This is a genomic window from Pseudomonas segetis, assembly GCF_900188155.1.
In the GTDB taxonomy this organism is placed as follows: Bacteria; Pseudomonadota; Gammaproteobacteria; order Pseudomonadales; family Pseudomonadaceae; genus Aquipseudomonas; species Aquipseudomonas segetis.
This window is the reverse complement of record NZ_FZOG01000007.1, coordinates 48,986-65,313: the sequence shown is the minus strand read 5'-3', so window position 1 is coordinate 65,313 and position 16,328 is coordinate 48,986. Positions and strand designations below refer to the sequence as shown.

Here is a 16,328-nt window from a genome sequence, read left to right as displayed (position 1 = left end):
CTGCAGGCAGAGGTCTGAAAGCTCTATACAACTCCTAATAAGAAAGGTATCCAATGACAGCGCCGAGTTATACCCAGGGACCCCGTGAAAAAGCATTGCTGGTCATGACCATTGGCGAGGCATTCGATAGGAGCGCAACTCGCTTTGCCGAGCGCGATGCCTTGATCGTGGTGCATCAGCAACTGCGTTACAGTTGGAGACAGTTGGCGGCGGAGGTCAACCGGGCGGCGCGGGCCTTTATGGCGTTGGGTATCGAGGCCGGCGACAGGCTGGGCATCTGGGCACCCAATTGCGCGCAGTGGTGCATCAGCCAATTTGCCAGCGCCAAGGTCGGTGCGGTGCTGGTCAATATCAATCCGGCTTATCGCTGCTCCGAGTTGGAATACGCGCTCAAGCAATCGGGTTGCAAGTGGCTGGTCTGCGCCGATGCGTTCAAGACATCCGATTACCACGCCATGCTGGCCGAGCTGCTGCCGGAGTTGGCGAGCAGCAGCCCGGACCAGTTGGCAAGCAGTCGTTTGCCGGAATTGCGCGGTGTGATCAGTCTGGCGGATCAGGCGCCAGCCGGCTTTCTGCACTGGCGTGAACTGGCCGAGCTTGCCGAAACTGTGAGCGCTGAGCAGTTGGCTGCACGCCAAGCCACGCTGCACTGCGAGCAGGCCATTAACATCCAGTACACCTCGGGCACCACAGGCGCACCCAAAGGTGCGACCTTGAGCCATTTCAATATCCTCAATAATGGTTATATGGTCGGTGAAAGCCTGGGCTTGAGCGAGCATGACCGAATGGTGATACCGGTGCCGCTGTATCACTGTTTTGGCATGGTCATGGGCAATCTCGGCTGTGTGACGCACGGCTCGACCATGATTTATCCCTGTGCCGGCTTCGAGCCTGAGGCAAGCCTGCAAGCGGTGGCCCAAGAGCGCGCCACGGTGTTGTACGGCGTGCCAACCATGTTTATCGCCGAACTGGATCATCCACGCCTCAAGGCCTTTGACCTAAGCTCGCTGCGCACTGGAATCATGGCCGGGGCAACCTGTCCGATCGAGGTAATGCGCCGGGTCATCAAGGAATTGCACATGAGTGAGGTGCAGATTGCCTATGGCATGACCGAAACCAGCCCGGTGTCGCTGCAAACCGCTGCGGATGATGCGCTTGAGGTTCGGGTTACCAGCGTGGGGCGCACGCAGCCACAGCTCGAAAGTAAAATCATCGACGAGCAGGGCGCTATTGTTTCGCGTGGGCAGACTGGTGAGCTCTGTACCCGGGGCTACAGCGTGATGCTTGGCTACTGGAACAACCCGCAGGCCAGTGCCGAGGCGATCGACACCGGAGGCTGGATGCACACCGGCGACCTGGCGGTGATGGACGAGCAAGGCTATGTACGCATCGTCGGGCGCAGCAAGGATATGATCATTCGCGGAGGCGAGAATATCTATCCGCGGGAGATCGAGGAGTTTCTGTTCACCCATGCTGCCATTGCCGATGTGCAGGTGATAGGTGTGCCCGATAGCAAATATGGTGAAGAGATCGCGGTCTGGATCAAGCTGCATCCAGGCAGTGGTTGTGATGAAAACCAGTTGCGCGAGTACTGCAAAGCCAATATTGCCCATTTCAAGGTGCCACGTTACTACCGCTTCGTGGATGAGTTTCCGATGACGGTAACCGGCAAGATTCAGAAGTTCCGGATGCGCGAGCAGACCATTGCCGAGCTGGGTTTGTAGACTAAAGGCGTAGGACAGGATCAGCGGCGCTTGGGTATGCAGGCAAGCGCCGTGTTGACAGCTTGAGTCTATCCTAGAATTTACATTAACTTGTTTATATTCATTAAAAACAATTAGTTAAGCTATATATCTAATCCTATTTAATAAGTTTATGCTGGTGGCTTTCAAGCGTCTGACGCCCCTTTATCAGCCTTGTTCCGTTGATTATTCTCCATAAGCCCATCTAGCCCGGATTAATATTTTTACTTGCCTGATAAATTTGGTAGCGCTAACATCTGCGCAAACAAAATAGCGCTGCAGCGACAGCGTGCCGGAGACATGAATGAAAACCAGCCTTCCTGCCCAGGGCGCTGAGCCAGCTATGCAAGCACTCGTTGTCATGGGTGTCAGCGGTTCAGGTAAAAGTGATATCAGCCGTGCAGTCGCCAGTGCACTCGGTTTGCAACATATCGAAGCCGACCTGTTCCACCCCGATGAAAATGTTCAGCGCATGAGTGCTGGTATTGCGCTGAGTGATGAAAATCGCAAAGTGTGGCTCGATGCCCTGATTGCCGAAATGCAGGCTGTTCAAGCCTCTGGCAACGGCTTTGTCCTGGCCTGCTCAGCACTGAAAAACAGCTACCGTGAGCAGTTGCGCGCGGCGATCGACGACCTGCACTTTGCTCACCTGGAGATCGACCACGCCACTGCGTTGAAGCGCGTGGGGGCTCGTCCGGGGCACTTCATGCCGACCTCGCTGGTCGACAGCCAGTTTGCCACCCTTGAATCCCCGGCAAACGAAAGCGGGGTATTGACGGTCGATGCCAGTCAAAGCCGTGAAGCCGTGGTGGCAGCCATCGTCAGTTGGGCCCAACACAATGAGCAGCGCTTGCTGGCTGAATCGGTTGATCATAGCGCTGAATTTGATAGCGCTAACAATGCCGAGTCCGCACAAAGCGTAAACGAACAGCACGAGGGGGCTCGTTTGACCGGCGAGCCTATCTATACCGGCGGCGTTGCGCTGATGTTCGACAAAATAACCGACATGATGATGGCGGCGCTCATGGCGTTCATGGTCATAGTGGTATTCAGCAACGTGGTGCTGCGCTATGCATTTGGCACCGGCTGGGCCGGCGCCGAAGAGTTGTCACGGTTGGCCTTTGTCTGGCTGGTGTTCGTCGGCGTTGCATCAAGCATGCGTCGTGGCGAACTGATGAGTTTTACCCTGATTCGTGATCGCTTCCCGCACCTGATGCGCAAACTCATAGATTCACTGAGTTGGCTGCTGGTTGCGGCGGCCAGTGCGCTTTCAGTCAAGGGCGCTTGGGAACAGATGCAATACGGCTGGAGCAATACCAGCCCGGTGGTGGGTTATCCGCTGGCGATCGCCATGCTGCCGGTGCTGGCAAGCATGGCTGTGCTGGTGCTGCTGGCGATGGTGCAGCTGGTCAATGTCTGGCGTAGAGACCAGTCGCTGGCCAATGCAACAGCCAATGTCACCATTGATTAACCGCCATATCCACCCATAAGAACAACGGGCAACGCCCACCGAGGACACGCACATGACGGTTGCCGTTTTCCTTTCTTCACTGCTTGGTTTCATGGCATTTGGCATGCCGATCGCATTTGCCCTGATGCTCACCGGCGCAGTGCTGATGTGGTACCTGGACTTCTGGGACGTACAATTACTTGCGCAAAACCTGTTGGCGGGCGCTGATAGTTTTCCGCTGCTGGCCGTTCCGTTCTTCATTCTCGCTGGCGAGTTGATGAATGCCGGCGGCATTTCGCGGCGGATTATCACCATGGCCCAAGCTTTTGTCGGCCATAAGCGCGGCGGCCTGGGTTTTGTGGCCATTGCTGCAGCCGTGTTGCTGGCCAGCATGTCCGGTTCAGCCCTGGCCGATACCGCCGCACTGGCCACCTTGCTACTGCCGATGATGCGCCAACGTGGCTACCCGCTTCATTCCTCGGCAGGCTTGGTGGCTGCTGGCGGGATCATCGCGCCTATCATCCCGCCTTCAATGCCATTCGTGATCTACGGCGTGGTGACCAACACCTCGATCAGTCAACTGTTTATGGCGGGCCTGGTGCCTGGCTTGATCATGGGCGCCGGTTTGATTTTCGCCTGGACGTTGATTGCCCGTGGTTTCACTGAGCCATCGCCACCTAAAGCCAGTAAGGCGGTGCGCCGTGCAGCATTGATCGACGGTGCCTCGGCCCTGATGTTGCCGGTGATTATTGTTGGCGGCCTGCGTTTCGGCATCTTTACTCCAACCGAAGCGGCCGTTGTCGCTGCGACCTATGCCTTGGCGGTCTCGACCCTGCTTTATCGTGAACTCGATTGGAAAACACTGATCGAGGCCATGACCCGTGCCAGCCGCACAACGGCCTCGGTTATGTTCCTATGCGCCGCTGCAACTGTGTCTGCCTACATGGTGACGTTGGCTCAGCTACCGGACGAGATTGCCTCGATGCTTGGCCCGCTGGCCGACCATCCGCGCCTGCTGGTGGCTGCGATCATGCTGTTGATGATCGCCATCGGCATGGTGCTTGACCTGACGCCGACCATCTTGATCCTGGCACCGGTGCTGGCGCCAATTGCCGCCAAGGCCGGGGTCAACCCTGTGTACTTCGGGGTGATGTTCGTGTTGATCGGTTCAATTGGCCTGATTACGCCACCAGTTGGCACTGTACTCAACGTGGTGGGTGGTATCGGCAAGTTGCGCATGGAAATACTGGTGCGTGGTGTCATGCCGTTTTTCCTGATTTACCTGGCAATAGTGCTGCTGCTGATCGCGTTCCCGGCGATTGTCACGGTACCCCTGGCCTGGCTGCGCTGACCTTGGCAGCTTTGCCCATCGTGCGCCTGGCAACGGGCGCATAAAACACTGGCTTCAATGCTGTTGGCCCGACTCATTCAACAACAAAAAAGGTGCAAACCATGAGACGTACACTGATCGCCGGCTTGACTGCCGCAGTCCTGCTTAGCCCACTGGCAACCTTTGCCGCCCACGCTGACGACATCCGTCCGCGCATGATCCGTTTTGGCTACGGCCTCAACGAAGACAGCAACCAGGGTCGTGCAGCCAAGCTGCTTGCCGAAGAGGTGGCCAAGGCTTCTGGCGGCAAGCTGAAAGTACGTACCTTTGGCGCCGCCAGCCTCGGCCCGGATAACCAGATGCAAAATGCGCTGATCGGTGGCGCCCAGGAAATGATGGTTGGCTCGACTGCCACCTTGGTCGGCATCAGCAAGGAAATGGCCGTTTGGGATACGCCGTTCCTGTTCAGCAGCGCCGAACAGGCTGACCAGGTGCTTGATGGTCCGGTTGGCCGCGAAATCATGGACAAGCTCGAAGACAAAGGCCTGGTAGGCCTGGTCTATTGGGAAAACGGCTTCCGCAACATGACCAACAACGTGCGTCCAATCAATAAAATGGAAGATTTCGACGGTATCAAGCTGCGCGTGATGCCAAACCCGGTGTTCCTCGAAACCTTCAAGTTGATGGGCGCAAACGCCGTGCCGCTGCCGTTCTCGGAGCTGTTTACCGCGCTGGAGACCAAGGCCGTGGACGGTCAGGAAAACCCGTTCAACACTATCCTGTCTTCGAAGTTCTTTGAGGTGCAGAAGTACCTGACCATCACCAATCACGTGTACAGCCCATGGATTGTCACCGCATCCAAGCGCTGGTGGGATGGGCTGTCCAAGACCGAGCAAGACATCATCATGCAGGCCGCGGTCAAAGCCCGTGACTTTGAGCGCAAGGACACACGTGAGGAAGCAGCCAAGGCCTTGGCCCAGTTGAAAGAGAACGGCATGCAAATCAATGAAATCAGCCCTGCAGAGGTCGAGCGCATGCGTGAAAAGGCGCAGCCGGCAATCCAGCAAGTGACCGATACCGTTGGCCAGCAACTGTTCGACCAGGTTCAGGCCGAGGTCAAGAAAGCAGCCCAGTAAACATTCGATGCCACCGTTGCATGCTGAATTATCAACCATGCAGCGGTGGGGGTTGATGTCTTGCTAATATTGCTGGCCGTTTGAACTGCTTCCCCGAATAAGAGCCAAGTTTATGAGTCAGCGTCGTCGCCGCACAGCGGAGCGCGTCACTTTAAATGATGTAGCCAAGGCTGCAGGTTGTTCATTGATGTCTGCATCTCGGGCCCTGTCGCAGCCTGAGCGGGTTTCCGATGCCTTGCGTGAACAGGTTATGCAAGCCGTGAAAGCACTTGGCTATGTGCCGCATTCAGCGGCGCGGGCGCTGGCCAGTTCACGTTCGAACCTGGTCGCGGCAATTCTTCCGTCATTGTCCAACTCGGTATTTGTCGATACCGCCGAAGCCATTCAGCGGGTCCTGATGCCCGCAGGTTTCGAGATGATGATTGGGGTCAGCCACTACAGCGAAGCTGAAGACGAACGGCTGTTACGTTCGTTTCTGGCACATCAGCCCGCCGGATTGCTCTTGACCGGCTTTGAGCGCAGTGGCATTGCCCGTGAAGTGCTTGCCAACTACCACGGCCCCATAGTGACAATGATGGAGCTGAGCCAGTCGGCGGATGATTACTGTGTTGGTTTCTCGCAGTTTGAAGCCGGTGCGGCAATGACCCGGGCATTGATTGAACGCGGTTACAAGCATATCGCCTTTGCCGCCGCGCAACTCGACCCACGGACCTTGCAGCGTGCCGAAGGTTATCGCCAGGCCATGCGCGAGGCGGGGCGCTACAACCCGGCGCTGGAAATGCTGACACCTGCCGCCTCGTCGATTGGACTGGGTGCAGAGTTGCTCGACCGCTTGCTTGAGCAGCATCCGCAAACCGATGCCGTGTTCTTCAACAATGACGACTTGGCATTTGGCGCCTTGTTCCGGGCGCGGCAGTTGGAACTTGCCGTGCCGCAACGCCTGGCCATTGCCGGGTTCAATGACCTGCCTGCCGCCGCCTGGGTACATCCTGCGTTGACAACCGTACGCACGACCCGCGGCAAGGTTGGCGAATTGGCTGCCGACATGCTCCTGAGCCTGATGCGCGGCGAGAAACCCAAGCAGCCACGGGTGGATGTGGGGTTTGAAATCGTGATGCGCGACAGCGCCTGAAACGCCAGGTTGCCGCCACGACGAGCAAACCGAGGGGCAGTGCTGGTAGCAGTTAAAGCTGCACGCCTGCTTACTCGGCTTTTTCGGCCTGTTTTTCGCGCAAGGTCACTTGCTGGCAAATCTCGATGATCTGCTCACGCATCCAGCGGTTTGCCGGGTCCTGGTCCGTGCTTTCGTGCCAGTACAGGTGGGTTTCCAGGGTTGGCATTTCCTTCACCGGTAGCTGGATATAGTGCAGTTCGTTGCTACGAGCGAAGCGCTCCGGCACTGTCATCGCCATATCGGTGTTTTGTAGAACCGTATTGGCCATCAGGTAATGCTGGGAGCGCAGGGCAATCTTGCGCTGAATTCCCATTTTCCCCAGGGCCAGGTCGATATAGCCCAAGCCACTGCGCCGACTGGAAATGTGGATGTGGCTTAGCGACAGGTATTCCTCAAGGCTGATCTTGTCCTTGGCCAGCGGATGGTTTTTACGCAGTGCGCAGACGTAACGGTCTTCCAGTAGCTTGACGTGACGCACCTGCGGGTCGGTATTGAGCGGGGCGTCAATGGCGAAGTCCAGGCGACCAGCCGCAAGCTCCTTGGTCGTTTCACGACGGCGTGCCAGCATGCTTTCGATGCAGACCTTGGGCGCGAGGCGACGCAGGCGCTGGAAAAGCACAGGGAAAACCATTGCCTCACTGAGGTCCGTCATGCTGATGCGGTAGGTCTTGTTGGCTTGGGCGGGGTTGAAGGTACGGCTTTCCTGCACCGATATGCGCAGCTGCTGGAGGGCATTGCGTACCGGCCCGATGATGTTTTGCGACATCGGCGTCGGCACCATGCCTTGGGCAGTACGCACGAACAAGGGATCGTTGAAGGTCTCGCGCAAGCGTGCCAAGGCGTTGGAAACCGCAGGCTGGGTGATACCGACAATCTGACCGGCGCGAGTCAGGTTAGCCTCGGTATAGATTGCATCGAAGACGACAAAGAGGTTCAGGTCGACCTTGTTGAGATTCATTCCGTGGTAACTCCGAGGCAGTGAATCATATATCGGTGATGAATGTTTATACACAGTGAAAATAGCTTAGGTAAATTTTCATCTGTGATCTAGCATAATTTTCAGTCAATTTATTTAAAGCCAAACGTCAAAAGGTAGCGCCCATGGATTTCGCCTATTCGCCCAAAGTTCAGGAACTGCGTGAGCGCGTCACAGCGTTCATGGAGGCTCATGTCTATCCTGCCGAAGCTGTGTTTGAACAGCAGGTCGGTGAGGGAGACCGCTGGCAGCCGACCGCAATCATGGAAGAGCTCAAGGCCAAGGCCAAGGCCGAAGGCTTGTGGAACCTCTTTCTGCCGGACTCTGAACTTGGGGCAGGGCTGACCAATACCGAATACGCGCCACTGGCTGAAATCATGGGCAGTTCGCTGATCGGTCCCGAGCCTTTCAACTGCGCCGCACCGGATACCGGCAATATGGAAGTCCTGGTGCGTTACGCCAACGAGGCGCAAAAACAACAATGGCTGGCACCCTTGCTCAGCGGCGAGATTCGCTCGGCCTTTGCCATGACCGAGCCGCAGGTGGCTTCGTCCGATGCCACCAACATGCAGGCATCGGCTGTGCGTGACGGTGACGAGTGGGTCATCAATGGCCGTAAATGGTGGACATCCGGCGCTTGCGATCCACGCTGCAAGATCCTGATATTCATGGGCTTGACCAATCCCGATGGCCCGCGTCATCAACAGCACTCGATGATTCTGGTGCCGATGGACACCCCAGGCGTGAAAGTCATCCGTCCTTTGCCGGTTTTTGGTTATGACGACGCGCCGCACGGTCACGCCGAGATGGTGTTCGAGAATGTCCGGGTGCCCTACGAGAATGTCCTGTTGGGTGAGGGGCGTGGCTTCGAGATCGCTCAAGGTCGCCTTGGCCCGGGGCGCATTCACCACTGCATGCGCTCGATCGGCATGGCTGAGCGTGCGCTGAAGTTGATGTGCGAGCGCTCGATTGAACGCAGTGCCTTTGGTAAACCCCTGGCCCGTCTGGGTGGCAATATTGATCACATCGCCAATTCGCGTATGGAGATCAACATGGCACGCCTGTTGACCCTCAACGCGGCCTATATGATGGACACCGTCGGCAACAAGGTCGCGGCCAGCGAAATTGCCCAGATCAAGGTGGTTGCCCCGAATGTTGCCTTGAAAGTCATCGATCGCGCGATCCAGATGCACGGTGGAGCAGGGGTCAGCAATGATTTTCCACTGGCTTACTGGTACGCCATGCAACGCACCTTGCGTCTGGCCGACGGCCCGGACGAGGTTCATCGCGCCGCCATCGGCAAGTTCGAGATTGGCAAGTACATCTCTCGCGAAGCGATGAATGCCACGCGCTAGGCCTCGGTAACAGCCAGGCGCCCGGCGCCTGGCTTGGAGCAATCAACGAACGCGATCCAGGCTCTGCACGGTCAGGTCCAACGCCTTGTACATGTCCAGCCTGGCTGAGTGACCCACGTCGGGGTTGTTAAGCTCGTTGGCGCGCTCGGATGGCAATATGGGCGCGGTCAGGTCGTCACCTTCGGTGGGTTCGAAGTCGTATTCCTCGCCTATGGTCATGGCGCTGCGGCGCAGCAACATACGCAGTTGATCGGGTTCCAGTTCCGGGTTGATCGACAGCATGGCGGCCAGCAAACCAGCGACCAGCGGAGTGGCGTAGGAGGTACCGCAATGCACATCGCCTTCCTCGTCAGCCTTTGCGGTTGAGGCGTGTACGCAGGCGGCAGCGGTGATGTCCACGCGCATGTCGATATTGGAAGCCTTGCGCTTTGTGGCATAGGCCGGATCCTTGACCGGTACGTCTTTATTGCTGCGTTGATGGCCGCCGACCACAAAGAGCTGGTCGGTAACAAAGGACGAAGGCAGTCGATACTCATCGCGACCAGAGAACGACGAGCCATTACCCGCCGAGTTGACCACCACTACATCGGGATGTTCTTCACGCAGCCAGAGGAAAAACTCCTCGAGCAGCTCTTCATAACCGCTCATGGCAATACCGGAACGTACCAGCGAGTCGATGGGGTCACCGTTGACATCAATGGCGCCCACGCGATGAATCCCCCAGCTCCAGTTGAGCACCCGTACACCGTCTTCGACCAGATTGACCGAGGCAGCTATGTTGGCGGTGATGCCGGCATCGGAGTCGCGCGCGACTATGACATCGAAACCGGGGCCGACATCATCCAGGCCGCGCAAGAAGCCGCTGTTGCCGCCTTTATCCCAGGCCGCAGCAAGAATGCCGCTAACCGTGGTGCCATGGCCGCTTGGCTTGTCTGCATCGCGTGCATACAGGCACAGCCGCTTGCTGTCGGAGCGGCAATTGTCGCCGATATAGTCGCTGAAGTCCGGCGAATCAAAATCAACATCGCGCTCGATCACGCCTATGCGCACGGGGTGGGTCTTGAGTCCGCCGGTTTCGCGTTGCAAGCGGCGCTGATAAAAATTCACCGCATCAAGGAAACGGTTGGACGCCCATTCCTGATTGTCTTTTGCAGGCGCCTTGTCAGCATCTGTCTCGATGCTTTTTTCTGCGCCAGACTCTTCTATGACAACCGCATCGACACTGACTTCACCGCCAAGACGCAATACCGTGGCATCGCGCTCATCAAGATTCTTGGCCTTGAGGCGCAGTTGATAGGTGTTCAGCGGAGGAATCATGCCGACCACTTTGGCACCGTACTTTTCTGCCAGGCGCTGCGCTTGTTTGGCGCCATCGTAATCTTCTTCGATCACCAGGCTGATCAGGTCGACATAGGAAGTCAGGCCATCCATGTTCTTCGCCACTTCATCGGCAGTGGCCGCCACCACGTGGCTGCTGGCCAAAGACAACCAGACCGGATTGCTCTGTCGGCCCTGTTGCTCCAGCACCAAGGGCCCGCTTTTCTTGCCGTCGGTTTCCAATTGCAGCCGCAGGTCTTCGCCTTCACCGCTTAACTGTTTATCGGCAAGCGCCACGCCATTGAGGCGCACCTGCCTGGCGCCAGGCTGCAGGCCCTTGACGCGCAGGCAAAATGTCTGCTTTTTGGTTTCCAGCAGGTCACCGCAGCGCTGCAGTTGCTGGATACGGATTGGGTCGGCCGCTGAGGCATCAAGTGCAAGCATTGCAATCAACAGGGCAGGCAGGGATTTGCAAAGGGTTGGAAAAACATGACTCATTGACGACTCCGGCTTGAGCGTTGAGCTTGCGCAACCATGGCTCCGCTGCGCTTGATGTTATTCCGACCGTCAGAACAATGAATGTTTCAATAATCTCCTTTGCCAAAGCCTTGGCCCCGCACAAAGGCCCGTGGACAACAGGCCTTAGGCATAGGGGCTTGTGTGATTTCAGTAAACCCAGACTTCAACCCGACGGTTTTTGATCCGGCCTTCGGAGTCATTGGCGGCGACGGGCAGCACATCACCGAGGCCGATGATGTCTTTGAAGATGACGCCTTGCCTGGCCAGTTCGCGGCGAACAGCCATGGCGCGCAACTTGGACAGCAACTCGGCGCGGGCCGGGTCGGACTTTGGGTCGCCAAAGCCGGCCAGTACCACCTTCTGGTGCAGCTTGTCGTGGACAGTCAGGTAGTCCATGACGCGATTGAGGTCACGCAAGGCCTTGTTATCCAGGTCGGCGCTACCTTCGGCAAAGCGAAAGTTGACGGACAGCCGCTGGGCATCAGTGCTCAGTTGCTGATAAGCATCGGGCATATCATTCGTGGGACTTACCTTGACCGCGCTGACTGTCTGCGAAATAAAGCCATTTTGCGCAACTATGGCTTGGCCGCGTGGGCTGTGCGCAAAGTTGACCAGCGCATTGACCCAGGGCTTGCTTTGATTTGGCGAGTTGTAGAGGTACAGGCGTCGCGATAATGGATAGTCCTCGGTGGCAATCGCCGTGCGTGTCGGCAGCATGGGTTGTGATTCGCCGCTGGCGATGGCCAGGGCCTTGGCCTGACGAATAGAGGGCAGGCCGGTGAAACCTATGCCTTGCGGATCGCTGCTGACAGTGTCGGAAAGCTTGTCGTTTGACTCAAATCGTCTGGCGGACGCCGCCAACGACTTGCCGTTGGCGCTGAGCACCAATTCCTTGAAGGTGTCATAGGTGCCGGAGTTGTCATCACGCGCATACAAGTGGATTTCACCAGGCGGGCCGCCCAATTGCTCCCAGTTGCTGATTTCCCCGGAAAACACCTGCGCCAATTGATCGGTGCGCAGTGAGCTTATTGGGTTGCTCGGGTGCAGGATGATGGCCAGTCCATCAATGGCGATTACCTGCTCGGCATCGTGGCTTTTCATGTCGCCCAGGTTGGCGACTTCAGCATCCTTGATCGGCCGTGAAGCCGCCGCAATGTCGGCGCTGCCATCGCGCAGGCCGACAAAACCGGTGCTTGAACCGTGGGCGGCAAGATCGACAGTAACCGCTTGGCCCTTGTCCGAGGTCGCCACTATCTTCTGTTCGTTTTCGACGCTGCCGGGCTGCAGGCTGATAGCACTGTAGCCCTGTGCCTCAAGCATGCCCTTGACCAGCGCCGGCCCCAGCTTGGCGCCAATGGTATTGGAACCCTGGATGCGCAGCAGCGGAGCCTCGGTTTGCTGGGCGGCGAATACCGACCAGGGCAGGGCGTAGCAGATAAAACCGAGCAGAATAAGGGAGCAGGCACGGCTCCATGTATCAGATTCATTATCGAGCAGGACGCGCGACATGCGGCAAACACCTTGTATGGGTGGGAAGTGCCGCGAAGATAAGACAATATTATTGCGAAGATATGACGCTGCGGTTTTGCATACGTGTGTTTTACATACCCGCTCGCTTAAAGATCGGTGCGCGACAGCTTGGTTTTGTGCTTGCCGCGCAACCCGGGCTGTTATTCGAGCTCAAGCCAGATAGGTGCGTGATCCGAGGGTTTCTCCATGCCACGCAGCGCATAATCGATGCCTGTTGCCTTGATCCTGTCTTGCAGGGGCGCGCTGGCCAGGATTACATCAATGCGCAGGCCACGCTTGGGTTCATCCTCAAAGCCGCGACTGCGGTAGTCGAACCAACTGAACTGGTCATCAACCTCCGGGTTTTGCCAGCGGAAGCTGTCGACCAGCCCCCAGCCCTTGAGAGTGGCGAGCCATTCGCGTTCTTCGGGAAGAAAGCTGCATTTGCCGGTTTTCAGCCAGCGCTTGCGGTTCACTTCGCCAATGCCGATGTCACAGTCTTCGGGTGAGATATTGATGTCGCCCATTACCACCAGTGACTGCTCTGGCGTGAATTGGCTGACCAGCAATTGCTGCAGGTCAGCGTAGAAACGCTGCTTGGCTGGAAACTTGGTTGGGTGGTCGCGGCTTTCGCCTTGGGGGAAGTAGCCGTTCATCACGGTTACAGGGTTGCCGTTTTTATCGGCAAAGGTGCCGTAGATAAAACGCCGCTGGGCATCTTCCTCATCGCCGGGAAACCCCTTGTGTATCTCCAGTGGTGCCTGGCGGGAAAGCAGGGCGACACCGTAGTGGCCTTTTTGCCCGTGATAATGAACCTGGTAGCCGAGCGCATGGATATCGGCTTCAGGAAATTGCTCGTCGGATACCTTGGTCTCTTGCAGGCCAATGACGTCCGGCTGATGCTTTTCAATCAGGGCCGCCAGTTGATGCGGGCGGGCGCGCAGGCCGTTGATGTTGAAGGAAACAATCTTCATGGCGGCAGATCCAATGCGTTGTAGATTAGACCGCTGATGCTAGCCGATTGGAGGGGCTGGCGGCCAGCCATCGTGTAGCCCTCTGCAAAGGCTAGCGCGCGACGAGAGTAAAGGAACAACCTGACTCTAGGTATGTCGCGCAGCTTTTAACGCCGGAGCGCGGTGGTTTTTCAGCGGTTTCCTAGCAGGCTTGGTTGTGCGGTGCTAGGGTGGAAACTTAGGCCCATTATTCAAAAGACAAGAGGTCGTGACTGATGCCAAATAGCCCTGCTGAAGTTCGCATGCTCGACTCTGGTTATGCTCAAGAAGCGCGCTCATTGCTCTATCACGCATACCGGCTTGAACCAACCTTTGCCTATTTGTTCGAGGCTGAGCGCCCGGGCTTCGACCAGCGAGTTCGTGCAACCATCCGCGAGTTTGTGCAAAAACACTTCAGTGAGGACCTGCCGGCAGTGGGTCTATTGATTGAGGACCGCTTGATCGGTATAGCCTTGATTGCTCCACCACAGCGTCGGCTCGACATAACCGAAAGTTGGACATGGCGCATGCGCATGCTGCTAACCACCGGTTTTCGCTGCACCAAGCGTTACCTCGAGTACCATGCGGCCTTGATGTCTATCCTGCCGATCGGCACATACCACGTACTGCCTCTGCTGGGTATTCATCCCGAATACCAGGGCAAGCACCGTGGCGAGCAATTGCTCGAAGCCTTGCACAACTGGTGTGCTGACGACCCCAACTCGGGCGGCATCGTGGTCGATACTGGCAATCCACACTACCTCAACTTCTATCAGCGCCAGGGCTACGAGGAAATAGGTCAGGTTGCCATTGGCCCAGTCATAGAGCACGTGTTCCTGCATCCCAACCCGCAACAGGTGACTAAAGCCAGCGCTTGAGACAGACCCAACCGCTGGACGCACTGATAGTCGTCCGGGGGTGGGTTATGACGCCTGAGTTTTCCACAGTGACAATTCTGAATAAAAGTGGCTCACCCCGGTTGAGCCCTTCTATCAGGTGGTACGTTTGTGCCTGAGTTAGTCGTGGTTAAGTGTATTTAAGTGCTCTAGGTGAAGGTTCGCGTCGTGCTAGCATCGCATTCATGACAGTGGTGAAAAAGCTTTGCGCCGGAGTGGCGCTCATAATGTTCTGCGCCAGTTCCCTGGCTGAGTCGCGTTTAACTGTTTCCATCAAACCGGCAAATAAAGAACTAAAGGCCAACGTGGAAGGCTATATCGGATCGCTCGGCGAGCGCGATGCCGATGCCTTGCAACGTTTCAGCCTGGTCGCCAAGCAACAGGCGGTAAAAGCCGCGCAGGCGCTCGGCTATTATCAAGCGCAGATCAGTGTCGAGGTGAACAAGGAAACCCCGCCGCAGCTAAAAATCAAGATCAACCCCGGTGAGCCCGTGCATCTGCGTAACGTGGTGGTGCAGGTTGATGGACCCGCTGGAGAGCTCAGCCAATTCAAATTGCCAAAGGATGCACACCTCAAGTCGGGCGACGTACTCAACCATGGCGCCTACGAGGCGGTTAAACGCTACATCCTGACTCAAGCCTCGCGCTATGGTTTCTTTGCCGGCAAGTTCACCAGCCAGCAGCTTGATATTGATCCGCAGGCTGGGATTGCCGATGTCGCCTTGATCTATGAAAGTGGCCCGCGCTATGCGTTCGGTGATGTCACCTTCTCGGGCGACTACGAGCTCGACAATGAGTTGCTGCATCGCATGGTGCCGTTCGCGCCGAACACACTCTATAACTCCGACAAAATTGCCGAGCTTTACCAGGCGCTGCGCTCAAGCGATTATTTCGACAATGTGCAGGTCGACGCCAACCCAGCCCAGGCCAGTGGTGACATTATTCCCGTGGATGTCCAGCTCACCGCGCGCAAACCCCGCAGCATGGGGCTTGGACTTGGTTTCTCGACGGACGTTGGCCCCCGTGGACGGGCTAACTGGACCCGCCACTATGCCAACCCGCAAGGCCACAGCTATGGCGCTGAAATGGAGCTTTCAGCGCCCCGGCAAAATGTCAGCCTGTTCTATGACGTGCCGCTTGATCCACCATTGACCGATAAATTCAGGTTTGCAGGCGGTTATCAGTATGAAGATCTGCCAGATACCGACACCTTGAGCAAGCTGATCACTGTCGGGCCCGAATGGCACAGTCAGCTCGATAGCGGCTGGCAACGGGTAATCTCGCTGAAATGGCAGCATGAAGAATACAAGCTGGGTGACGACTCTGGCTTGAGTACCTTGCTATTGCCGGGTATCAGCTACGCCTACTTGCACAGCGACAGCCAGATCGACCCGAGCCAGGGCTACCGTTTGCAGTTCGATCTTTCTGCGGGTAAAGAGGGCATGGGCTCTGACTCGGACGTGGTGCATTCCAATGCAATGGCCAAGGGCCTTTATACCATCGCCAAAAAGCATCGCTTCCTGGGGCGCGCACAGGTGGGCGGTACAGAATCCAATGGCTTCGGCAATGTGCCGCCCTCGCTGCGCTTTTTCGCCGGGGGCGACCAAAGTGTGCGTGGCTACGACTATGACAGCCTGTCGCCTGAGAACTCCGATGGCGACAAGATTGGTGGCCGTTATCTGGTAGCCGGTTCGGTCGAGTATCAATACAGCGTCGCCGAAAAATGGCGGGTCGCGACCTTCTTTGACCAGGGCAATTCGTTTAATGACCTGGAGTTGCCGTCGCTGAAAAAATCCTTTGGGTTTGGCATTCGCTGGATTTCGCCCCTGGGGCCACTGCGTCTGGACTTGGCCAAGCCGATCAATCCGGGTGACGACGATGACGACGGCATTCATATCCACTTCTCAATGGGGCCAGAGATTTGAATCCTCT

Annotated in this window: 12 protein-coding genes; 8 read left to right on the top strand and 4 right to left on the bottom strand. The window is 57.0% G+C overall.

All coding sequences use genetic code 11. The annotated features are described in order from the left end of the window. The first annotated feature begins 53 nt into the window (after positions 1 to 53). The 5 genes from CHB79_RS18980 (at position 54) to gntR (ending at position 6,790) form a co-directional block, all read left to right on the top strand. Positions 54 to 1,724: an AMP-binding protein gene (locus CHB79_RS18980; RefSeq protein ID WP_089361055.1), complete on the top strand. Its 1,671-nt coding sequence runs from the start codon at positions 54 to 56 to the stop codon at positions 1,722 to 1,724. Between the two features lie 361 nt (positions 1,725 to 2,085). Then, the gene (locus CHB79_RS18975; RefSeq protein ID WP_245851576.1) at positions 2,086 to 3,213 is read left to right on the top strand and encodes a gluconokinase, GntK/IdnK-type; all 1,128 of its coding nucleotides are present in this window, start codon (positions 2,086 to 2,088) and stop codon (positions 3,211 to 3,213) included. Positions 3,214 to 3,265: 52 nt separating this feature from the next. After that, on the top strand, positions 3,266 to 4,543 hold the full coding sequence (locus CHB79_RS18970; protein WP_010490008.1) for a TRAP transporter large permease: 1,278 nt from the start codon (positions 3,266 to 3,268) through the stop codon (positions 4,541 to 4,543). Positions 4,544 to 4,644: 101 nt separating this feature from the next. After that, the gene (locus CHB79_RS18965) at positions 4,645 to 5,658 is read left to right on the top strand and encodes a TRAP transporter substrate-binding protein (RefSeq protein WP_089361054.1); all 1,014 of its coding nucleotides are present in this window, start codon (positions 4,645 to 4,647) and stop codon (positions 5,656 to 5,658) included. Between the two features lie 112 nt (positions 5,659 to 5,770). Continuing rightward, positions 5,771 to 6,790 carry an HTH-type transcriptional regulator GntR gene (gene gntR / locus CHB79_RS18960; protein WP_089361053.1) on the top strand — a complete coding sequence of 340 codons (1,020 nt, stop codon included), beginning with the start codon at positions 5,771 to 5,773 and terminating at the stop codon, positions 6,788 to 6,790. Between the two features lie 70 nt (positions 6,791 to 6,860). On the opposite strand, the gene CHB79_RS18955 is transcribed toward gntR, so the two are convergent. After that, the gene (locus tag CHB79_RS18955; RefSeq protein WP_010490002.1) at positions 6,861 to 7,790 is read right to left on the bottom strand and encodes a LysR family transcriptional regulator; all 930 of its coding nucleotides are present in this window, start codon (positions 7,788 to 7,790) and stop codon (positions 6,861 to 6,863) included. Positions 7,791 to 7,933: 143 nt separating this feature from the next. Between CHB79_RS18955 and CHB79_RS18950 the strand changes: the two genes are divergently transcribed. Continuing rightward, a complete protein-coding gene (locus CHB79_RS18950; RefSeq protein ID WP_089361052.1) occupies positions 7,934 to 9,163 on the top strand; it encodes an acyl-CoA dehydrogenase in 1,230 nt (409 codons plus the stop codon). 42 nt (positions 9,164 to 9,205) lie between these two features. Here CHB79_RS18950 and CHB79_RS18945 read toward each other — a convergent pair whose 3' ends face one another. The 3 genes from CHB79_RS18945 to xthA form a co-directional block, all read right to left on the bottom strand. Then, positions 9,206 to 10,978 (bottom strand): S8/S53 family peptidase, encoded by a 1,773-nt coding sequence (locus tag CHB79_RS18945; RefSeq protein ID WP_089361051.1) that lies wholly within the window; start codon positions 10,976 to 10,978, stop codon positions 9,206 to 9,208. Positions 10,979 to 11,146: 168 nt separating this feature from the next. After that, positions 11,147 to 12,508, bottom strand: coding sequence for a substrate-binding domain-containing protein (locus CHB79_RS18940; protein WP_089361050.1), 1,362 nt, complete (start codon positions 12,506 to 12,508; stop codon positions 11,147 to 11,149). 161 nt (positions 12,509 to 12,669) lie between these two features. Next, the gene (gene xthA / locus CHB79_RS18935) at positions 12,670 to 13,482 is read right to left on the bottom strand and encodes an exodeoxyribonuclease III (protein WP_010489993.1); all 813 of its coding nucleotides are present in this window, start codon (positions 13,480 to 13,482) and stop codon (positions 12,670 to 12,672) included. A gap of 254 nt (positions 13,483 to 13,736) precedes the next feature. Between xthA and CHB79_RS18930 the strand changes: the two genes are divergently transcribed. Beyond that, positions 13,737 to 14,378, top strand: coding sequence for a GNAT family N-acetyltransferase (locus CHB79_RS18930; RefSeq protein WP_010489991.1), 642 nt, complete (start codon positions 13,737 to 13,739; stop codon positions 14,376 to 14,378). Positions 14,379 to 14,581: 203 nt separating this feature from the next. After that, positions 14,582 to 16,321, top strand: a complete 1,740-nt coding sequence (locus tag CHB79_RS18925; RefSeq protein WP_089361049.1) for an autotransporter assembly complex protein TamA — start codon at positions 14,582 to 14,584, stop codon at positions 16,319 to 16,321. The last annotated feature ends 7 nt before the right edge of the window (positions 16,322 to 16,328 follow it).